This window comes from Oceanicella actignis, assembly GCF_008124525.1.
Taxonomy (GTDB): Bacteria; Pseudomonadota; Alphaproteobacteria; order Rhodobacterales; family Rhodobacteraceae; genus Oceanicella; species Oceanicella actignis.
Window position 1 is genome coordinate 141,036 of record NZ_VNHJ01000008.1, and the last position, 20,439, is coordinate 161,474.

15 protein-coding genes are annotated in these 20,439 nt (G+C 72.3%); 2 read left to right on the forward strand and 13 right to left on the reverse strand.

Going from position 1 to position 20,439, the window contains the following annotated elements:
* Positions 1–39: 39 nt before the first annotated feature.
* The 4 genes from LY05_RS12020 to LY05_RS12035 form a co-directional block, all read right to left on the reverse strand.
* Positions 40–1,116 carry a branched-chain amino acid ABC transporter permease gene (locus LY05_RS12020; RefSeq protein ID WP_148923320.1) on the reverse strand — a complete coding sequence of 359 codons (1,077 nt, stop codon included), beginning with the start codon at positions 1,114–1,116 and terminating at the stop codon, positions 40–42.
* A gap of 4 nt (positions 1,117–1,120) precedes the next feature.
* Entirely contained in the window at positions 1,121–2,122 is a 1,002-nt protein-coding gene (locus tag LY05_RS12025; protein WP_148923321.1) for a branched-chain amino acid ABC transporter permease, read from the reverse strand.
* A gap of 10 nt (positions 2,123–2,132) precedes the next feature.
* Complete coding sequence (locus tag LY05_RS12030) at positions 2,133–2,891, reverse strand: ABC transporter ATP-binding protein (protein ID WP_245728523.1); 759 nt, start codon at positions 2,889–2,891, stop codon at positions 2,133–2,135.
* A 95-nt stretch (positions 2,892–2,986) separates the two neighbouring features.
* On the reverse strand, positions 2,987–4,963 hold the full coding sequence (locus LY05_RS12035) for an AMP-binding protein (RefSeq protein ID WP_072747754.1): 1,977 nt from the start codon (positions 4,961–4,963) through the stop codon (positions 2,987–2,989).
* 264 nt (positions 4,964–5,227) lie between these two features.
* Between LY05_RS12035 and LY05_RS12040 the strand changes: the two genes are divergently transcribed.
* A complete protein-coding gene (locus LY05_RS12040) occupies positions 5,228–7,390 on the forward strand; it encodes a hybrid sensor histidine kinase/response regulator (protein ID WP_211356327.1) in 2,163 nt (720 codons plus the stop codon).
* A complete protein-coding gene (locus tag LY05_RS12045) occupies positions 7,387–8,100 on the forward strand; it encodes a response regulator transcription factor (protein WP_148923323.1) in 714 nt (237 codons plus the stop codon). The genes LY05_RS12040 and LY05_RS12045 overlap by 4 nt, the downstream gene beginning before the upstream one ends.
* Positions 8,101–8,568: 468 nt before the next feature.
* Here LY05_RS12045 and LY05_RS12050 read toward each other — a convergent pair whose 3' ends face one another.
* From LY05_RS12050 to LY05_RS12090, 9 genes are all read right to left on the reverse strand, one after another.
* Positions 8,569–9,099 (reverse strand): Hsp20 family protein, encoded by a 531-nt coding sequence (locus LY05_RS12050; protein ID WP_148923324.1) that lies wholly within the window; start codon positions 9,097–9,099, stop codon positions 8,569–8,571.
* A 487-nt stretch (positions 9,100–9,586) separates the two neighbouring features.
* Positions 9,587–10,375, reverse strand: a complete 789-nt coding sequence (locus LY05_RS12055; protein ID WP_072747757.1) for a trypsin-like serine peptidase — start codon at positions 10,373–10,375, stop codon at positions 9,587–9,589.
* A gap of 104 nt (positions 10,376–10,479) precedes the next feature.
* Positions 10,480–11,097 carry a trypsin-like serine peptidase gene (locus tag LY05_RS12060; RefSeq protein ID WP_170258994.1) on the reverse strand — a complete coding sequence of 206 codons (618 nt, stop codon included), beginning with the start codon at positions 11,095–11,097 and terminating at the stop codon, positions 10,480–10,482.
* A 322-nt stretch (positions 11,098–11,419) separates the two neighbouring features.
* Positions 11,420–12,769 (reverse strand): glycolate oxidase subunit GlcF, encoded by a 1,350-nt coding sequence (gene glcF, locus LY05_RS12065; protein WP_148923327.1) that lies wholly within the window; start codon positions 12,767–12,769, stop codon positions 11,420–11,422.
* Positions 12,770–12,952: 183 nt separating this feature from the next.
* Positions 12,953–14,095, reverse strand: a complete 1,143-nt coding sequence (locus tag LY05_RS12070) for an FAD-binding protein (protein WP_148923353.1) — start codon at positions 14,093–14,095, stop codon at positions 12,953–12,955.
* Positions 14,096–14,127: 32 nt separating this feature from the next.
* Positions 14,128–15,579: an FAD-linked oxidase C-terminal domain-containing protein gene (locus tag LY05_RS12075; RefSeq protein WP_148923328.1), complete on the reverse strand. Its 1,452-nt coding sequence runs from the start codon at positions 15,577–15,579 to the stop codon at positions 14,128–14,130.
* Positions 15,580–15,739: 160 nt separating this feature from the next.
* Positions 15,740–16,408, reverse strand: coding sequence for a DUF3047 domain-containing protein (locus LY05_RS12080; RefSeq protein WP_148923329.1), 669 nt, complete (start codon positions 16,406–16,408; stop codon positions 15,740–15,742).
* An 88-nt stretch (positions 16,409–16,496) separates the two neighbouring features.
* The gene (ptsP, locus tag LY05_RS12085) at positions 16,497–18,710 is read right to left on the reverse strand and encodes a phosphoenolpyruvate--protein phosphotransferase (RefSeq protein ID WP_148923354.1); all 2,214 of its coding nucleotides are present in this window, start codon (positions 18,708–18,710) and stop codon (positions 16,497–16,499) included.
* A 107-nt stretch (positions 18,711–18,817) separates the two neighbouring features.
* Positions 18,818–20,083, reverse strand: a complete 1,266-nt coding sequence (locus tag LY05_RS12090) for an aspartate kinase (protein WP_148923330.1) — start codon at positions 20,081–20,083, stop codon at positions 18,818–18,820.
* Positions 20,084–20,439 lie beyond the last annotated feature (356 nt).

Genomic DNA, 20,439 nt, shown 5'->3' on the forward strand with positions numbered 1-20,439 from the left:
CCGGGGTCGGATGGTTGGCGCCCGTGCGGGCCCGCCCCCTCAGTAGGGGAAGGGCCACAGGCGCAGCTTCTCCTTCGTCAGGCGCCAGAGCTGGGCCAGACCGTGCGGCTCGACGATGAGAAAGAAGATGATCAGCGCGCCCACGATGGTCAGTTCGAGATGGGCGGCGATGTCGGTCGGCCAGCCAAGCCCCCCGACCAGCAGGTTCTTCAGCGCCACGGGCATCAGCACCATGAAGGCCGCGCCGGCGAAGCTGCCGAAGATCGAGCCGAGGCCGCCGATGATGATCATGAACAGCACGAGGAAGGACTGGTTGATGCCGAAGGCCTCGGTCACCTCGGCCGCGCCCAGATAGGACGCGAAGAACAGCGCGCCCGCGACGCCGATGTAGAAGGACGACACGCCGAAGGCGCTGAGCTTGGCCTTGAGCGGATCGACGCCGATGATCTCGGCGGCGATGTCCATGTCGCGGATCGCCATCCAGCTGCGGCCGATGCGCCCGCGCGTCAGGTTGCGCGCGCCCCAGGCCAGCAGGAACAGGATCGTCAGGCAGAACAGGTAGGTGGCCCAGCTGGGCGCGTTCGGCCCCGTCACGATGACGCCGAAGACCGTGCGCTCGGGCGCGGTGATCTGCCCCGAGGCCGAGTAGTTGTAGAACCACGGCACCTTGTTGAAGAGCCAGACCAGGAAGAACTGCGCCGCCAGCGTCGCCACCGCCAGGTAGAACCCCTTGATCCGCAGCGAGGGCAGGCCAAAGGCGATCCCGACCAGCGCGGTGATCCCGCCCGACAGGAACACGACGAAGAAGATGTTGAGCTCGGGGAAGGCGGTCATCAGCTTGTAGGCGGCGAACGCGCCCACGGCCATGAAGCCGCCCGTGCCCAGGCTGACCTGTCCGCAATAGCCGGTCAGGATGTTCAGGCCCAGCGCCGCGATGCTCCACACCAGGAACGGCACGAGCACCGATTTCTCCCAGTAGCTGTTGATGACCAGCGGGATCACGCAGAAGGCCACGAACATGGCCGCGTAGTAGGCCTTGCGGTCGAAGGCGATGGGAAAGGTCTGGCTGTCGTCGGCGTAGTTCGTCTTGAAGTCGCCGGCCTCGCGGTAAAACATGGTCTCAGACCCTCTCGATGATCTTTTCGCCGAACAGGCCCTGCGGCCGGAAGACGAGGAACAGCAGCGCCAGCACGTAGGCGAACCAGTTCTCGGTCGCGCCGCCCAGCATGGGACCGATCGCGTATTCGAACAGCTTCTCGCCCACGCCGATGATCAGCCCGCCGACGATGGCGCCGGGGATCGAGGTGAAGCCGCCCAGCATCAGCACCGGCAGCGCCTTGAGCGCGATCAGAGACAGCGAGAACTGCACGCCCGACTTGGCGCCCCACATCACGCCCGCCACCAGCGCCACGAAGCCCGCGATGGCCCAGGTGATGACCCAGATCGTGCGCAGGTCGATGCCCACCGACAGCGCCGCCTGGTGGTCGTCGGCCACCGCGCGCAGCGCGCGGCCGGTCTTGGTGTATTGCGAGAACAGCGTCAGCGACACGACCAGAATGGTGGCCACGATCGCCGCCCACACGTCCAGCAGGTCGATATACATGCCGTAATAGTCGGCGCCCTCGGCCGCCCAGCCGCGGGTGACGTCCTCGAGCCAGAACGACCCGCCCGAGGGCAGCCCCACGTCCAGCTTCTTGATGTCCGAGCCCCACATCAGGTCGCCGAAGCCTTCCATGAAGTAGGCCAGGCCGATGGTGGCCATGAAGAGGATGATCGGCTCCTGCCCGACCAGGTGCCGCAGCACCAGCCGCTCGACCAGGATGGCGAAGATCACCATCACGCCCAGCGTCAGCACGATGGCGACCAGCGCGGGCAGCTCCCAGCCGAAGTGATGCACCTCGGTCCCGAAGATGGCGTTGATCAGGTGCGAGAAGGGCACCTGCCCCGTCTGCAGCCCGACCAGCGTCAGCGCCGCGAACAGCGCCATCACGCCCTGCGCGTAGTTGAAGATGCCTGACGCCTTGTAGATGAGCACGAAGCCCAGGGCGACGAGCGAATACATGACCCCGGCCATCAGGCCGTTCAGGATCACTTCAAGGGTGTTGAGAAATACGGGGCTCATCAGCGCGTCCTCAATCGTGGCTCACGCCGAGATAGGCGTCGATCACTTCCTGATTGTTGCGGATCTCGTCGGGCGTGCCGTCGCCGATCTTCTTGCCGTAGTCCAGCACGACCACCCGGTCCGCGATGTCCATCACCACGCCCATGTCGTGCTCGATCAGGGCGATGGTGGTGCCGAATTCGTCGTTCACGTCGAGGATGAAGCGGCACATGTCCTCCTTCTCCTCGACGTTCATGCCGGCCATCGGCTCGTCCAGCAGCAGCAGCTTGGGCTCGGCCGCCAGGGCGCGGCCCAGCTCGACGCGCTTCTGCAGGCCGTAGGGCAGGCGGCCGACGGGCGTCTTGCGGATGTGCTGGATCTCGAGAAAGTCGATGATGCGCTCGACCTTCTCGCGGTGCTCGATCTCTTCGGCCTGGGCGCGGCCCCACCACCACAGCTGGCTGAGCATGCCGGTCTTCATCAGCGTCATGCGCCCGGTCATGATGTTGTCGAGCGTGGTCATGCCCTTGAACAGGGCGATGTTCTGGAAGGTGCGCGCGATGCCCTGGCGGGCGATCTCGTGCGGCTTCATCGGCCCGCGCTTCTTGCCGCGGAACCAGATCTCGCCCTCCTGCGGGTGATAGAAGCCGTTGATGACGTTCAGCATCGAGGACTTGCCCGCGCCGTTGGGGCCGATGATGGCGCGGATCTCGCCCTCGCGGATGTCGAACGAGATGTCCTTGATCGCCGTCACGCCGCCGAAGCGCAGCGTGATGTGCTTCATCTCCATCACCGGCTCGCCGATGACGCGCGGCGGGATGCCGTGCTGAATCTCCTTGACGGCGTATTCGAGGTCGTCGGAAGCGGCCTCGGCGACTGTATGGGTCATGCGGCGTCCCTCCCTTGCTCGCTCCGACGCTCGAACACGGCGACGTCGCGCAGCTCGAGCGTGGCCGCGATCTTGCCCTTGCGGCCGTCCTCGTAGGTGACTTCGGTCTCGATGTAGGCCGACGGCTCGCCGGCGTAGAGCGCGTCGATGAGCGGCTTGTAACGCTCCTCGACGATGCGCCGGCGCACCTTGCGCGTGCGGGTCATCTCGCCGTCGTCGGCGTCCAGCTCCTTGTGCAGGATCAGGAAGCGGTGGATCTGGCAGCCCGACAGCATCGGATCCTGCGCCACGTCGCGGTTGACCTCCTCGATGCACTTCTGCACCCAGGCGTAGACCTGCGGATGGGCGGCCAGCTCCTGATACGAGGCGTAGGCGATGTTGTTGCGCTCGGCCCAGTTGCCCACCGCGGCCATGTCGATGTTGATGAAGGCCACGCAGCGGTCGCGCCCGGCGCCGAACACCACCGCCTCGAGGATCGGCGGGTAGAACTTGAGCTTGTTCTCGACGAACTTGGGCGCGAACATCGACCCGTCGGCCATCTTGCCCACGTCCTTGGCGCGGTCGATGATGCGCAGCTGGCCGGACTCGGGATCGATGAAGCCCGCGTCGCCCGTCGCCACCCAGCCTTCGGCGTCCTTGGTGTCGGCCGTGCTTTCGGGGTTCTTGTAGTATTCCTGGAACACGCCGGGCGAGCGGTAGAACACCTCGCCATTGTCGGCGATGCGGATCTCGACCCCCGGCCCCGGCACGCCGACCGTGTCGGCGCGCACCTGGCCGTCGGGCTGGATGGTGATGAACACCGTCGCCTCGGTCTGGCCGTAGAGCTGCTTGAGGTTGATGCCCAGCGAGCGGTAGAACTGGAAGATCTCGGGGCCGATCGCCTCGCCCGCCGTGTAGCCCACGCGCACGTTGCTGAAGCCCAGCACGTTCTTGAGCGGGCCGTAGATCAGCAGCTCGCCCAGCCAGTATTTCAGCCGCGCCCCCAGCCCGACCGGCTTGCCGTCGAGGATGTCGGGGCCGACCTTCTTCGCATGGGCCATGAACACGTCGTAGAGCCATTTCTTGACGCGGCCCGCATCCTCCATGCGGATGGCGACGTTGGTCAGGATCGTCTCGAAGATGCGCGGCGGCGCGAAGAAGTAGGTCGGGCCGATCTCCTTGAGGTCGGCCATCATCGTCTCCTGGCTTTCGGGGCAGCTGACGCAGAAGCCCACCACATAGGCCTGCCCCACCGAAAACACGAAGTCGCCCACCCACGCCATGGGCAGATAGGCCAGCACGCTGTCGGTCTCGCGCAGGTCGTCGAACTGCGCCGCGCCGCGGGCGGTGACGATGACGTTGTCGTTCGACAGCACCACGCCCTTCGAGCGGCCCGTGGTGCCCGAGGTGTAGAGCATCACGCAGGTGTCCGAGCCCTTGCCCGCGTCGCGGATCGCGTCGATGCGCGGCTCGAGCTCGGCGCGGCGGTCCTGCCCCAGGCGCTCGACATGCTCCATGCTGTGCAGCGTGGTGTGGTCGTATTTGCGCAGGCCGCGCGGGTCCAGATAGATGACGTGGCGCAGCTTGGGCAGACGGTCCTTGACCGCCAGCACCTTGTCCACCTGCTCCTGATCCTCGCACACGGCGAAGACGACCTCGGCGTGTTCGAGCACGAAGGCCATCTCTTCGGCCACGGCGTCCTGATACACCGGCACGGGGGTGGCGCCGCAATACTGCGAGGCGATCATGGACCAGTAGAGCTTGGGCCTGTTCTTGCCGATGATGGCCACATGCTCGCCCGGCTCGAGCCCCAGCGCCATGAAGCCCATCGCCAGCGCGCGCGTGCCGTCGCGCACCTCGCGCCAGGTCCAGCTCTGCCAGATGCCGAATTCCTTCTCGCGATTCGCGGGCCGGTCGCCGAAGCGGCGGGCGTTGTCCTCCAGCAGCTTCGGAAAGGTGTCGAGCGCGCTGTCCAGCGCGGCGCCTCTTGTCACGGCGATGTCCTCCCTCGGATGCGCGTTCTTCGCGCGCGTCCCGCTCCCTGTCTCGGCGGCCGGGCCGCCGGGTGCAAGTAACCCGCGCGGGCCCGAAAAGGTCAAGCGCCGACTTGCGCTTGCCCCGCGGCCGCGGCCCGGCGCGCGTTCTGCGCCCCACTTAAAGCGCCCGAGTCTTGCGCCAGTTTTTCAGCATTGCAACGAATTGCAACAAGCCCCTCGCCGCGCTTTACGAACGCGCGGGCATGGTGCTAGCGCAAGAGCATGGCCCAGCATGATGGCGCATATCCCGCCCCGCCGCCGCGCGGGCCCGACGGCGCCGGCGCCGAACGGCCGGCGGCGCGCGACCCTGCGCACGACCCTGCGCACGGGCAGGCGTCGGGGCAGGCGCATGGGCAGGGGCATGGGCAGGGGCTGGGGCGCGACGACGCGGCCGACATCCCCGCCGCCGATCCGGCGCTGATCGAGGCCGGCTTCAACCTGATCCAGCAGGCGCTGACCATCTTCGACGCGCAGCTGCGCCTTGTGGGCTGGAACGCCCGCTTCACCGAGATGTTCGACCTGCCGCCCGAGCTCGTGCGCCGCGGCGCGCGCTTCGAGGACATCATCCGCTTCATGGCCGAGCGCGGCGAATACGGCCCCGGCCCCGTGGACGAGATCGTGCGCCACCGCGTCGAGCGCGCCCGCGCCTTCGAGCCGCACTATTTCGAGCGCGACCGCCCCAACGGCATGACCATCTCGATCGAGGGTCACCCGCTGGCGCAGGGCGGCTGGATCGCGGTCTACACCGACATCACCCATTACCGCCGGCAAGAGCGGCTCTTGCGCGCGCGCTCGGAAGACCTGTCCGAGCAGCTTCTGGCGCACTCGGCCAATCTTGCGCGCGCCAACCGCGAGCTGGCCGCCGCCAACGCCGCGCTGATCGAGACGCAGCGCGCGCTGATGCGCTCGGAGGCGCGCGCGCGCCTGGCCACCGAGACGACCCCCGCGCACATCGCCTACGTCAAGCGCGACTACGTCTACCGCTATTCCAACAAGCGCATCGAGGCGGTGCTGGGCCCCGGCGCCGCGCCCGCCGAGATCGTCGGCCGCCCCATGCCCCAGGTGCTGGGCGCCGAGGTGTTCGACAAGATCCGCCCCGCCCTCGACCGCGCCTTCGCCGGCGAGCAGACGCGCTGCGCCTTCCAGTTCCGCCGCGCCGACGGCGAAGAGGCCGAGGTGCGCTGCGTCTTCACCCCGGTGCGCGAACCCGACGGCGCCGTGCGCGGCGTCTACATCCTGTCGCTGGACGTGACCGAGGAAAGCCGCGCGGCGGCGGCGCTGCTTCAATCGAAGAAGATGCAGGCCGCCGCGCAGCTGACCCGGGGCCTGGCGCATGACTTCTCGAACCTGCTGACGGTGATCCTGGGCCTTCAGGGCCGCATCCTCGACGCCGGCCCCCTGCCCGACGCGGTCCGCGACGCGGCCGAGCGCACCCGCGCCGCGGCGCGCCGGGGGGCGCAGCTGATCGACCGCCTGTCCTCGATCGCCGCCGAGCGCGAGCAGCGGCGCGCGCGCGTGGACGTGGCCGATCTGCTCAACGGCCTGGTCGAGATCTTCGCCCCCTCGGCGCCGCCGGGAGTGTCCATCACGCGCGACGTGCCCGCCATGCTGCCGCCCGCCTGGCTCGACGCCGGCCAGCTGCAGGACGCGGTTCTGAACCTGCTGCTGAACGCGCGCGACGCCGTCGCCGCGCGCCCCGAGGGCCCCGAGGGCGGCGAGATCATGATCGCCGCCGCCGTCGCCGACGGGCAACTGTCGATCACGGTGCGCGACAACGGCCCGGGCTTCGACCCCGAGGCGCGCGAGCGCGCCTTCGAGCCCTTCTTCACCACCAAGGGGCGCAACGGCTCGGGCCTTGGGCTGTCGATGGTCTACGGCTTCGCGCAGGGCGCGGGCGGCGAGCTGACCATCCGCAGCGCGCCCGGCGCCGGCGCGGCGGTGACGCTGACGCTGCCCCTCGGCGCGCCGGACGAGTTCGAGCGCATCGCCCCCGGCCCCGCCCTGCCGGCCGCCATCGGCGGGCTGGCGCTGGTCGCCGACGACGACCCCGAGCTGCGCCGCATGGTGCGCGAGACGCTGCAGGAGGCCGGCTGGCCGGTGCTCGAGGCCGCCGACGGCGAAGAGGCGCTCGAACTGGCGCGCCGCGTCGAGGAGGTGGGGCTGGTCGTCTCGGACATCGACATGGGGCCGGGGATGAGCGGCGTCGAGCTGGCCGAGCGCCTGACCGCCCTGCGCCCCGGCCTTGGCGTGATCCTGACCACGGGCCTGCCGCCCGACGCGCCCGAGCGACGGCGCGCGCGCGGCCGGTTCGCGACGCTGGACAAACCCTTCGCCGCCGAGCAGCTGCGCGCCCTGCTTGCGCGGTCCGCGACGGAGCCCGCATGACCGACGCCCCGCTGATCGCCGTTCTGGACGACGAACCCGAGGTGCTGGAGATCCTGCGCGGCGCGCTCGAGGGGGCGGGGCTGCGCATGCGCGGCTTCTCGACCGCCGCCAGCTTCGAGCACGCCCTGCCCCGCCTGCGCCCGGCGCTGTGCCTGGTCGATCTGGGCCTGCCCGACAAGGACGGGCTGGCCCTTGTCTACAAGCTGGCGCAGGAGCAGGGCGCGCTCGTGATGATCGTCTCGGGCCGGCGCGGGGTGCAGGACAAGGTCGCCGGGCTCGAGCTGGGCGCCGACGACTACATCGTCAAACCCTTCGACCCCGCCGAGGTCGTGGCCCGCATCCGCGTTCTGCTGCGCCGGGGCGAGCGCGCCGCCAACCCCGGCCGGCGCAGCCGCGCGCGCTTCGGCGGCTGGAGCGTCGATTTCGACGGCCATGCGCTGACCGCCCCCGACGGCGCCGAGGCGCGGCTGTCGCGCGCCGAGGGCGAGATCCTGCGGCTGTTCCTTGAAACGCCCAACCGGCTGCTCTCGCGCGCGCAGATCCAGGACCGCATCGGCGGGGGCGCCGGCGAAGGGTTCGACCGCGCCATCGACGTGCGGGTCTCGCGCCTGCGGACCAAGCTGGGCGACGACCCCAAGAACCCCAAGCTGATCCGCACCATCTACGGCGCGGGCTACATCTTCGTCGGCGATGTGACCTGGGAGGGCTGAAAAGGGTCTTCCCCGCCCAGACCTTGCCGATGGTGCGGCGCCCATGCGCCGGCTCACCGCTCGGCGCCGGTTCTCGCAAGTCGCCGCCCGATCCCTTCGGAAGCGATGAAACGGCGGCGACGGGGCGGCGAGCCGGCGGGCGCCGAAGCGCGCACCGGCCAGGCGATCCTCGATGAACGGGAACGAACGCGCGCGCCGCGGGCGCATGCGCGCAGACCGCCGCAGGGCGCGCCCGCACGATCGCGCCGCGGCGGGCGCCGGACCGCCCGCGCCGCGCCGAAGGGGGGCGAACGGGCGGCGATGCATGGCGGGCGGGCCCCGGCGCCGCCTCGGCCCGACCGCGCATCGCCGCGCCCAAAGCTGTGCGCGCCTCAGGCCGCAACAACGACCGATGGCCGCCCCACGGCGCGCGCATCAAGCGGCTGGAGCGGGGGCCCGACGCGGACCCCGGCTCGCGCGGCGAAGCCGTCAGGCCTGGGCGGGCGCCTCGGCCGGCGCGGCGTCGCTCGGCGCCGCCTGCGCCTCTTCGGCCGCGGGGGCGTCGTGCCGGATGGCCGCCTTGCGCGGCGCGTCGCTCACGATCTCGATCCGGCGCGGCTTGAGCGCCTCGGGCACTTCGCGCACCAGATCCACATGCAGCAGCCCGTTCTCGATCCGGGCGCCCACGGCGCGCACATGGTCGGCCAGCTGGAAGCGCTTCTCGAAGGCGCGCGCGGCGATGCCGCGATGCAGGAAGGTGCGGCCGCGCTCCTGCTCGTCCTCGACCTTGCGGCCCGAGATGGTCAGCTGCCCGTCGCGGGTCTCGACGCTCAGCTCATCCTCCGAGAACCCGGCCACGGCGACGGTGATGCGGTAGGCGTCCTCGCCGGTCTTCTCGATGTTGTAGGGCGGATAGCCGCCCTGCGCCGTCTCGGCGGCCAGAACGTTGTCCAGCAGGCTGGCCAGCCGGTCGAAACCGATGGTGGTGCGGTAGAGCGGGGTGAAATCGACGTGCCTCATCTTGGTTCCTCTCCTCGGTCAGAGCGACAGGATGGCGGGTCCTCCGAATCGGACGGACCCTTGCGCGCCGCCGGGCCCGAAAGCGGCGCCGGGCGGCGCAATGGATATGGGCGCCCCCGCGCGGCCGCGCAAGAACGGCGCGCCCGCGGCCGGCCCCCGTCCCGCCGCGTTCGATGCGGGCCATGTGCGGCCCCCGCCGCGCGCGCCGCGGGGGCGCGCCGGCGGCGGCTTTCGGCCCGCACCGCCTGGCGACCCGCAGACCGCCGTCCAGAATTCGCGCCGACGACCTGGCCCGCTCCGGCCGGGGCCATCGACGCCCGGCGCCTGCTCTGCGGGCGCCCCGCGGGGCGGTCGATGCGGCGCGCCCGGAAGGGGGCCGGCGGCGCCGCGAAGATCGGCCTGCCCGCGCAAGGGATGACGGGCGCGGCGGCAAGAGGCGCGGGGGCCGAGGACCGGCCCAACTTCCCCGCCGCCCCGCGCGGCGGGGTCAGCGCGCGGGCGGGCGGCTGCTTTTCCAGGCGCCTTGCGCGCCAGGGCGCCCGGGCGCCGCCGTCTTGCGTGCGGGGATCCCGGCGTCGAACGCCGCGCGAAGCGCCGCGAAGGCCGGCCCGAGCGCGACGGCGTAGCTTTTGCCCGCGCCGCCGGCGGTCAGAATAGCGACGGCCCGCGCGCCGCCCTCGTCCGCCATCACCACGGGCGCGCCGGAAAAGCCCGCCGGCGCCCGGCAGCCAAGGCGCAGGATCCGCGCATCGCGCGCCTCGAGCGGGCACCGCCGAAGCGACAACCGTCCATCCGCCCCATGCCCCGGAAGGATCAGCGTAGCCCCCGGCGCCGGCGGCGCGCCCGGCGCGGCCAGGGCAAGGGGGGCGACGGCGGCGCGATCGATCGGCGCGTCAAGCTCGGCCAGCGCCAGGTCGGCGGCGACCGACTCGTAGGAAGGATGCGCGCCGCCATGGACATAGCCGGGCAGGAGCGCGCTGCGCCGAATGGCGCGCGCGGCCCCCGCGCCCCCCGGCCCGCCACCGGCGCGGAAGCGCAGCCGCGCATCGGGCAGCCGCGCGCCGCGCCGGTCGAACAGGCAATGCGCCGCGGTGACGATCAGAGCGGGCGCGACCAGCGCCGCGGTGCAGCGCCCGCCGCCCTCGGCCTCGAGCCGCCCCACGCCGGTCAGCGCCGCGGCCCCGATGGCCGGCCAGCCGCGCGGCGGCGCCTCAGGCCCGGCGCCGAGCGCGGACCCCGCCGCCAGCGCCGCCCCCAGCGCTGCCGCCCGAGCCACCGCCCGAGCCGCCGTCAGCGCCGGCGCGCAGCTGCGCCGCGCCGCCCCGGCTGCGGGCGCCCGAGCGCGCATGCGGCCGGCGCTCGGGGCCGGGCGCGGCGCCCTCATCGCCCCGCCTCCATGGCGCGCGCGCGGGCGATGAGCGGCGCCAAGGCCTCGGCCGCCACGGCCAACGCATGCCCGTCCGGGCCGCGCGCCACGATCACGCCAGCCAGGAACGGGCCCGCCGCGCCGCGCGCGATCAGCGGCGCGCCCGAAGAGCCCGGCGGCGCCGCGCAGCCGATGCGCATGAGCGCCCCGCGCCGCGCCAGAATCCGGCAGCCATGCTGGATCGAAAGCGCCTCGGGGCGATCGACCCCGTAGCCGACCGTCAGCGCCAGCGGCGACGTCGCCGCCGACAAGGGACCGAGGGCAAGCGGCGGCGCCTCGTCGACCGCGGCGTCGAGCACGACCACCGCCACGTCCTCGGCACGGCCCGACGCCCCCGGCGGCGACAGGGCGGCCCGCCCGCGCCGATGCGCCGCATGACGCCCGCGGTCATGGCCAAGAAGGAAATGCAGCCTTTCGGGCGCCAGCGCGCTGCCCGAAACCGGGTGGCGCAGGCAATGCGCCGCGGTCGCGATGAGGTCGGGCGCGACAAGCGTCGCCGTGCAGAACCCCCGCCCCGCCAGGTTGAGCCGCCCGACCGCCCGCCAGGCGCGCGCCTCGTCCGGGTTGGCCATGCGGCGCGCGCCTGGCGGCGCGTCGCTTGCGGCCGCGGCGCCCAACGGGGCTGCCGCCGCAGCCGCAGCCGCCAGCCATGCCATGGCGGCGCCGCCAAGGCGGCGAAGGATCGAGCAAGGGCGCCAGTTCGCGAGCATGGCGCGATCATGCCATGGCGGCGGGTCCGGCGCACCCCCGCCCGCCGCGCCATCCGCGGATCGCGGGCGATGGGCCGCGCCGAGCCCCGCCCATGCGCGCGCTGCGAGCCGGCGGCTGGCGCGGGTTCGGGGGCGCCGCGCCCCGGCCGCCTGCGCCGCGCAGGCGAAGGCGCGCGCCCGACCTTCAGCGCGCGTCGGCCGGCATGCGGAACCCGCCCGGCTGCCTTGCCTGCGCCGCGCCGCCCGCGGACAGGGCGCGCGGCTCGGGCCCGCCCGTGGCCCAGTCCAGCAGCTCGACCGTATGGACGACCGGCGCGCGCGATCCCGAGCCGATCTGCACCATGCAGCCGATGTTTCCGGCCGCGATCGCGTCGGGGCTCAAGGCCTCGAGCGTGGCGACCTTGCGCGCCTTGAGCTGCTCGGCGATCTCGGGCTGAAGCAGGTTGTAGGTGCCCGCCGAGCCGCAGCACAGATGCGCGTCGGCGGGCTCGAGCACCTCGAACCCCGCCTGGCGCAGCAGCGCCTTGGGCTGGCGGGTGATCTTCTGCCCGTGCTGAAGCGAGCAGGCCGCGTGATAGGCCACCCGCAGCGGGCGCGGCGCGGCGACGCCCTCGGGCAGGCCCAGCTCGGCGACAAGCTCGGTCACGTCGCGCGCCATGGCCGCGACGGCGGCGGCGTCTTCGGCCAGCGGGTCGCCCTCGAACATCGCGCCGTAATCCTTGACGGTCGTGCCGCAGCCCGAGGCGTTGACGACCACGGCGTCAAGGCCCTGGCCGCGCGCCTCGGCCATGAAGGCGCGGATGTTGCGGGCGGCGGCGGCGTGGCTGTCGCGCTCGCGCCCCATGTGGTGGGCCAGCGCGCCGCAGCAGCCCGCGCCGCGCGGCACGACCACATCGCAGCCGAGGCGGGTGAGCAGGCGGATCGTCGCCTCGTTGATGCCGGGGTCGAGCGCGCGCTGGGCGCAGCCGATCATCAGCGCCACGCGCGCCCGCCGCGCGCCCTGGGCGGCGAAGACCTGGGGCGCGTCGGCCGGGCTGGGCGGCGGCAGGCGGCGCGGGGCCATGCGCAGCATCGCCCTGAGCCGCGCATCGGGGACCAGCGCCGCAAGGGGCCGCGCCAGCCGCGCGGCGCGCAGCGCCAGGCGGAAGCGGCCCGGATGGGGCAGGATCCAGGCCAGCGTCCAGCGCAGCAGCCGCTCGAAGGGCGGCCGGCGGTAGCGGCGCTCGATATAGGCGCGGGCCTCGTCCACCAGGTGCATGTAGTTCACCCCCGAGGGGCAGGTGGTCATGCAGGCCAGGCAGCTGAGGCAGCGGTCGATGTGCCTGACCGTGCGCGGATCGGGGTCGCGGCCGCTTTCGAGCATCTCCTTGATCAGGTAGATGCGCCCGCGCGGGCTGTCGAGCTCGTCGCCCAGCACCTGATAGGTGGGGCAGGTGGCGGTGCAAAAGCCGCAATGCACGCAGCTGCGCAGGATCCGGTTGGCGCGGGCGATGCGCGGATCGGCCAGCTGCTCGGGGGTGAAGCGGGTCTGCATCGGGGGCTCCTCGGCTGCGCTCGGATCAGGCGGCGGGCGGGCGGGCGGAAACGGGCGCCGCACGCGCCGCACGCGCTGCGGCGCGGGGGCGGGCGAACGCGCGCAAGATCAGGCCCGCCCCGCCGCGGCGGCGCGGGGCCTGGGCCGGGGCCGCGCCATGCGGGCGCGCGGCGGCGACGCGGCTCATGACGCCATCAGGCCGGGGTTGAGCACCCCCGCCGGGTCGAAGCGCGCGCGCAGCCCGGCGGCCAGCGCGTCGGCGCCTGGGCGCGGATGAAACGCGCCCACCGCCGCGCGCACCGCGTCGGACGCGCGCACAAGCGTCGCATGGCCCTGCGCGGCCTCGGCGGCGGCGCGCACAAGGGCGGCGCCGGCGTCGTCCTGCTCGGGGGTCAGCAGCCAGATCAGCCCGCCGCCCCAGTCATAGAGCGCCTCGACCGGCCGCTCGGCGCGCAGGCGCGCCACCGCCGCCGCCGCCATCGACGGCCGCGCCGCCACGCGCCACACCGCGCCAGGCCGCCCGGCGAAGGGGGCGCAATCGCGCACGTCGCGCCAGGAAAGGGGCCCCTCCTCGGCCGTTTCGACGTCGCCGAAGGCCGCGAGGCGCTCGCGCAGCCGCTCGGCGCGGGCGCGCACCGATCCCTCGAGCCCCTCGAGGCGGATCATGGTCGGCCCGCCCGACAGATGCGCCGCCGCGCTCACATCCCATGGCGAGGTCAGCGCGGCGCTCATGGCGCGGATGGCGGTTTCGTCCTCCAGCCCCTCGAGCCACAGCGTGGCGGCGCATTCGGGCGCGGGCAGCACCTTGAAGGCGATCTCGGTCAGAACGCCCAGCGTGCCATGGGCGCCCGCCATCAGCTTGACCAGGTCGTATCCCGTGACGTTCTTCATCACGCGCCCGCCATTCTTGACGACCCGGCCGCGCCCGTCGACGAAGCGCACGCCCAGCATCAGATCGCGGCACGCCCCCGCCTGCACGCGGCGCGGCCCCGAGGCGTTGACCGCCGCCGCGCCGCCGATGGTCGGCTCGCCGTCCGTTCCCAGAAGACGCCGGTGATCCATGGGTTCGAAGGGCAGGATCTGGCGCTCGGCGGCCAGCGTCGCCTCGATCTCGGCCACGGTGGCGCCGGCGGCGGCCACGATCGTCAGCGCGCCGGGCTCGTAAAGGCGCACGCCGCCCAGGCGCGCCACGCTCAGCTCGGCCGCGGCCTGCGACGGGCGGCCCAGCGCCAGGCGCGTGCCGCCGCCGCGGATGCGCAGCGGCGCGCGGCGCGCGGCGGCGTCGGCGACCATGGCCGCCAGCTCGGCCTCGTCGGCGGGGGCCAGGACTTCCGCCGCCCCCGGAACGGCCCCGGCGCTCATGCCGCCGCCCCCTTGCGCACGCGTCGCGCCGCGCTGGCTTCGAGCGGGAAGACCTTGGCCGGGTTGAGGATCCAGTCGGGATCGAACACGTCCTTGACCAGCATCTGCGCATCCAGATCGTCGGGCGCATACTGGCGCGTCATCAGATCGCGCTTCTCGACGCCGACGCCATGCTCGCCGGTCAGGCAGCCGCCGGCCTCGACGCACAGGGTCAGGATCTCGGCCCCCAGGCGCTCGGCCTTCTCGAGCTGGCCGGGCGCGTTGGCGTCGAACATGATGAGCGGGTGCAGGTTGCCGTCGCCGGCGTGGAACACGTTCGCCACGTCCAGCCCGTATTGCGCCGACAGCTCGGCCATGCGGCGCAGCACGTCGGGCAGGGCCGAGGTCGGGATGACTCCGTCCATGCACAGATAGTCGGCCACCTGCCCCGTCGCGCCGAAGGCCGCCTTGCGGCCCTTCCAGATGGCGGCCGACTGCTCGGGCCCCGAGCTTTCGCGCATCTCGAGCGGATCGTGCCGGGCGGCCACGGCCTTGATGCGGGCCAGCTGCTCGTCGATCTCGGGCTCCGAGCCCTCGACCTCGACGATCAGCAGCGCCTCGGCGTCCAGCGGGTAGCCCGCGCCGACGAAATTCTCGGTCAGGTGAATGATGCGGCGGTCCATGAACTCGATCGCCACGGGCAGGACGCCGGCGCGGATGATGTCGGCCACGCAGGCGCCGGCGGTGACCGGGCTGTCGAAGGCCAGCAGGATGGGGCGCGCGCCCTCGGGCCGGGGCAGGATGCGCAGCGTCGCCTCGGTGACCACGCCCAGCTGCCCTTCCGAGCCGCAGACGACGCCCAGCAGGTCCAGCCCCGGCTGCTCGAGCGTCGGCCCGCCCAGCTCGACCACCTCGCCGTCGGCCAGCACCATCTTGACGCCCAGAAGGTTGTTGGTGGTGACGCCGTATTTCAGGCAGTGCGCGCCGCCCGAATTCATGGCGATGTTGCCCGCGATGGCGCAGGCCAGCTGCGACGAGGGGTCGGGCGCGTAGAAGAAGCCCAGATCCTCGACCGCGCCGGTGACCGACAGGTTGGTGCGCCCGGCCTCGACGCGGATGAAGCGGTCCTCGGGGCAGACCTCGAGCACGCGGTTCATGCGCGACACGCCCAGCACCACCGAGTCCGCCGTGGGCAGCGCGCCCCCCGCCAGCCCGGTGCCCGAGCCGCGCGGAATGACGCTGACGCCCTCTTCATGGCAGATGCGCATCACCGCGCTGACCTCTTCGGTGCTGCGCGGCAGCGTCACCGCCATGGGGGCGCAGGCATAGGCGGTCAGCGCGTCGCAGTCATAGGCGCGGGTCTCGGCCGGGTCCGAGATCAGCGCGTCCTCGGGCAGCGCCTCGGCCAGGCGGACCAGGATGCGCTCGCGCCGGGCAAGCACCTTGGCGTCGGGTTCGGGCATCTGCATGGCGGGACCTCGTTCGCAGCGGCGGGCGCGGGCGCGCCCGAAGAATTGGTCCGATTATGTGACCAATTTCCCCGCATGCCAAGCCGCAAGCGCCCGCGCGCGGCGGCGGCGCATCGTCGCGCGCCGCTTTTCCGCCCCGCGGAAGGCGCGGCGGCGGGCCTCAGCCTCCGGCAAGGGAGGAGACCGGCGACAGACGCAGATCCTCGAGCCGCGCGCGCAGCGCCGAGTCGGTGTCGTCGGCGTCCGCCGACACCGCCAGCCCCACAAGGCTTGCCGCCGGCGCGCCGAAGGCGCGGCGGTGGTCGGCGTCAAGATCGACCTGCTCGGCGAAGGCGCCCTCGCCCGCCGGGCGCAGCGCCACCGTGCGCCCGCGCGCGCCCAGATAGGGCGTCGGCAGCACGGCCCCGCGCGGATGCGCGCCGCCCCAGACATACATCAGCACCCGCGCCTCATCGACGTCCAGCAGCGCGCGGATGCCCTTGCCGCGATGGGCGCGGGCGATCTCGGCCGGCATGAAGATGAAATAGAGCGCCAGGTTGCGGTCGTCGCCGCCCCTGCGCGTCAGATCCGTCGGCGGCACGCTGCGCGCCACCGACCAGCGCCAGGACGCCGCCCGCGCGCCCCATGCCGCTTCGGGCAGCGGCGACCACAGCATCGAGACCGTGCCGTCGGCGCGCACCTCGAGCGACGTTCCCCTCGTGCGCCACTCATTGCCGAAAAAAAGCGAGAACCGCTGCTCGGCCCATCCGTCGAAGGACACCGGCGCCCAGGCCGGGGCGGCCCCGGCCAGGCAGACCGCCGCCGCGGCGGCCATGATCGTTGCGCGCATCGCTGTTCGGCTCCGTCGTCGCCCGCCGCTTCCCGGCGGCCATGCGCAAAAGGGTGATGCGCCGCGCCGCCGGGTCAAGGCCGCGCGCTCAGCCCGGCCGCACGACGCCCGCCTCGGCCGCCCAGCGGGTCAGCGCCTCGCGCAGCGTCGCCGCGCCCTCGGCCAGCGCGGCGTCGATGACCGCGCGCGCCTCGTTCAGCCGGGCGGCGCGGATCGCGCTCTTGACCGGGCCGACCGAGGCCGGGCGCATGGACAGGACCCGCACCCCCATCGCGGCCAGCGCCAGCGCCTCGAGCGGGCGGCCCGCATCCTCGCCGCAATAGCTCAGCTCGGTTCCGGCCTCGGCGCAGCGGCGCACGATCAGGTCGACGAAGCGCAGATACGCCGCGTCGAGCGTGTCGTAGCGCCGGCGCACGAGCTCGTTCTCGCGATCGGCGGCGAAGAAGAACTGCTTGAGGTCGTTGCCCCCGATCGAGATGAAATCCGCCTCGCGGAAGAAGGCGTCGGGCGCGAAGGCCAGCGAGGGGGTCTCGAGCATGGCGCCGATGCGCAGCTCGCTCGGGACCGGGCGGCCGCGGGCGCGCTCCTTCTCGACCTCTTCCAGAACCATGTCGCGGGCGGCGAAATACTCGGCCGCCTGGGCCACCAGCGGAAACATGACCCGCAGCGGCCGGCCCCGCGCGCCGCGCAGCAGCGACTGGATCTGCATGCGCAGGATCATCGGCCGGTCCAGGCTGATGCGGATCGCGCGCCAGCCGAGCGCCGGGTTCGGCTCTTCGGGGCGTTGCAGATAGGGCAGCACCTTGTCCGAGCCGATGTCGAGCGTGCGGAACACCACCGGCTTGCCCCGCGCGGCGTCCAGCACGCGCGAATACAGCGCCGCCTGCTCCGAGCGGCGCGGCACGGTGCTGCGGATCAGGAACTGAAGCTCGGTGCGGTAAAGCCCCACCCCCTCGGCGCCGCTCGATTCGAGCGAGGGCAGATCGGTCATCAGCCCCGCGTTCATCATCAACGCGATGCGCCGCCCATCGAGCGAGACGGCGGGCTTGTCGCGCAGGCTCTCATACAGCTCCTGCGCCTGGGCGCGCATCTCCATCTTCTCGCGGAAGGCGGCAAGCACGCTGTCCTCGGGGCGCAGATGCGCCACGCCCAGGTCGCCGTCCACCAGGATCACGTCGCCGGGGCGCGCCTCGGCCGCGACGCCCGCCGCCTGCAGCACCATGGGGATGCCCAGCGCGCGCGCCACGATCGCCGCATGCGAGCCGATGGAACCCTCTTCGAGCACCACGCCCTTCAGCTTGCGCCCGTATTCCAGCAGATCGCCCGGACCGATGTTGCGCGCCACAAGGACGGCGTTCTCGGGAACCGGCTCGCGCCCGCCGTCGCCGACCAGCTTGCGCATCAGGCGGTTGGCAAGGTCGTCAAGGTCGTGCAGCCGCTCGCGCAGATAGGGGTCGGCGACGCGCTCGAGCCGGGCGCGGGCGGCGGTCTGCTCGCGCTCGACGGCGACCTCGGCGCTCAGGCCGCGGTCGATCGATTCCAGCATCCGCCGCAGCCAGCCCTTGTCATGCGCGAACATGCGGTAGGCCTCGAGCACGTCGCGATGCTCGCCCGGATTGCCGACCAGATCGCCGGTCACCATCCGGTCCACCTCGCCGCGCAGCGCCTCCATCGCCGCCTCGAGGCGCGCACGCTCGACGGCGGGGTCCTCGGCGACGGGGTTCTGCACGGCCACGCGCGGCTCGTGCAGATGCGCCACGCCCATGGCCGCGCCCTCCTGCCCCGAGACGCCGCGCGCATAGAAGGGGCGCCGGTGCGCGCCGGCCACGTCGGCGTCGGCCTCGGACAGGAAGGCCCCGAGCTCGGTCATCTCGGCCAGCACCATGGCGATGACCTCGAGGCCGTGCATCTCGTCCTCGGTGAAGACGCGGCTGGCGCGGTTCTGCACCACCAGCACGCCCAGCACCGCGCCGAGCCGCTGGATGGGGACGCCGGCGAAGGCGTGGTATTCCTCCTCGCCCGTTTCGGGAAGATACTGGAACCCGCGCTCGTTCATCGCCTCGGCGGTGTTGATGGGCTCGGCGCGCTGCGCGATCAGACCCACCAGCCCCTGCCCCACGCGCAGCCGCGCCGCGTGCACGGCGCTGGCCTTCAGACCGTGGGTCGCGCACAGCTCGAGCGTGCGCTCGCCGCGGCGCAGATAGATCGAGCACACATCCGTGCGCATCGACTCGGCGATGAGGCGCACGATGCGGTCGAGCCGCTCCTGCGGGCCGCCCGGCTCGGCCATGACGGCGGCCATGCGGCGCAGCAGCGCGCGCGAACCCTCGCCGCGCTGCGCGCCCGGATCGTGCTGCGATGTCGGCGCGTCGTCGTCGGGCACCTGGCCCTCCTGCCTGGATGCGTCGGTCAGCCTTCCAGCCGGTCGGCGGGCTTGTCCAGATCGAAGGCGTCGTGCAGGGCCTGCACGGCAAGCTCCATGTATTTGCGGTCCACCAGCACCGAGACCTTGATCTCGGAGGTGGTGATGACCTTGATGTTCACGCCCTCATCGGCCAGCGCCTTGAACATGCGCGCGGCCACGCCGGCATGCGAGCGCATGCCGATGCCCACCACCGAGACCTTCGAGACCTCGGTGTCGGCCACCAGGTCGCGGTAGTTGATGGCGCCCTTGGCGCGGGCCTCCTGCAGCGCCTTCATGGCCTTGGGCACGTCGTCCACCGAGCAGGAGAAGGTCATGTCGGTGCGCCCCTCTTCCGAGATGTTCTGGACGATCATGTCCACGTTCACCCCCGCCTCGGCCAGCGGGCCGAAGATGGCGGCGGCCACGCCGGGGCGGTCGGCCACCGAGATGAGGGTCAGCTTCGCCTCGTCGCGCACATAGGCGATGCCGCTGACGGCCCTGGATTCCATGATCTCCTCCTCGTCGCAAACGAGCGTGCCCGGCTCGTCCGAGAAACTGCTCAGCACCTGAAGCCGCACCTTGTAGCGCATGGCCAGCTCGACCGAACGGGTCTGCAGGACCTTGGCGCCCAGACTGGCCAGCTCGAGCATCTCTTCATAGGCGATGCGCTCGAGCTTGCGCGCCTTCTTGGTGATGCGGGGGTCGGTGGTGTAGACGCCGTCCACGTCGGTGTAGATGTCGCACCGCTCGGCGCCCAGCGCCGCGGCCAGCGCCACGGCCGAGGTGTCCGAGCCGCCGCGGCCCAGCGTGGTGATGCGCCCGTCGGGGCCAAGCCCCTGGAACCCCGCGACGACGGCGTGCAGGCCCTCGGCGAATTTGCGCTCGAGCGCTTCGGTGCGGATTTCCTCGATGCGGGCGGCGCCGTGCGAGGCGTTGGTCAGGATCGGCACCTGCCAGCCCTGCCACGAGCGCGCGGGCACGCCCATCTCCTGCAGGACGATGGACATGAGGCCGGCGGTCACCTGCTCGCCGCTGGCGACGACGGCGTCGTATTCGCGCGCGTCGTAGAAGCTGCTTTCGCCCTCGCCCTCGGTCGCGGCGGCCTTGCGCACCAGCCCGACCAGCTCGTTGGTCTTGCCGGCCATGGCCGAGACCACGACCGCGACCTCGTAGCCCTTCTCGACCTCGCGCTTGACCTTGCGCGCGGCGTTGCGGATCCGGTCCAGATCGGCGACCGACGTGCCGCCGAATTTCATCACAAGCCTGGGCATGTTCGCAAAGGCCCCCCTGCGCCCTGTCGTCGGCGCAGGTCATAGAGGATGGGGCCCTTGCGCGCAAGCGCGCCCGAGGGCGCGCGCCCGGCTTCAGAGCATCAGATGGATCGCGGCGGCCAGCAGGGCCATGAAGACGATGTCGGCGGCGAACAGCGCGCCCATGCGCGAAACGGTGGAAAAGGTCATTGGAAACTCCATTGGCTGAAAACCCGCGAACGAAACGCGGAGAAGGCGGCGAACCACGAACGCGGCGAGCGCCTCGCCAATCAAGAAAACATGAAACGATTTTAGTGCAAATTCCTGTCTGAGTTAACGGGAATGCGATCAGAATTAACGGCAGGGCGCGGAAAACC

Coding starts and splice junctions, on each gene's coding strand:
- LY05_RS12040 (WP_211356327.1), top strand. CDS start 5,228: ATGGCCCAGCATGATGGCGCATATCCCGCCCCGCCGCCGCGCGGGCCC.
- LY05_RS12060 (WP_170258994.1), bottom strand. CDS start 11,097: ATGGCCAACCCGGACGAGGCGCGCGCCTGGCGGGCGGTCGGGCGGCTC.
- LY05_RS12045 (WP_148923323.1), top strand. CDS start 7,387: ATGACCGACGCCCCGCTGATCGCCGTTCTGGACGACGAACCCGAGGTG.
- LY05_RS12080 (WP_148923329.1), bottom strand. CDS start 16,408: ATGCGCGCAACGATCATGGCCGCCGCGGCGGCGGTCTGCCTGGCCGGG.
- LY05_RS12020 (WP_148923320.1), bottom strand. CDS start 1,116: ATGTTTTACCGCGAGGCCGGCGACTTCAAGACGAACTACGCCGACGAC.
- glcF (WP_148923327.1), bottom strand. CDS start 12,769: ATGCAGACCCGCTTCACCCCCGAGCAGCTGGCCGATCCGCGCATCGCC.
- ptsP (WP_148923354.1), bottom strand. CDS start 18,710: ATGGCCGCCGTCATGGCCGAGCCGGGCGGCCCGCAGGAGCGGCTCGAC.
- LY05_RS12030 (WP_245728523.1), bottom strand. CDS start 2,891: ATGGAGATGAAGCACATCACGCTGCGCTTCGGCGGCGTGACGGCGATC.
- LY05_RS12075 (WP_148923328.1), bottom strand. CDS start 15,579: ATGCAGATGCCCGAACCCGACGCCAAGGTGCTTGCCCGGCGCGAGCGC.
- LY05_RS12025 (WP_148923321.1), bottom strand. CDS start 2,122: ATGAGCCCCGTATTTCTCAACACCCTTGAAGTGATCCTGAACGGCCTG.
- LY05_RS12050 (WP_148923324.1), bottom strand. CDS start 9,099: ATGAGGCACGTCGATTTCACCCCGCTCTACCGCACCACCATCGGTTTC.
- LY05_RS12090 (WP_148923330.1), bottom strand. CDS start 20,083: ATGCCCAGGCTTGTGATGAAATTCGGCGGCACGTCGGTCGCCGATCTG.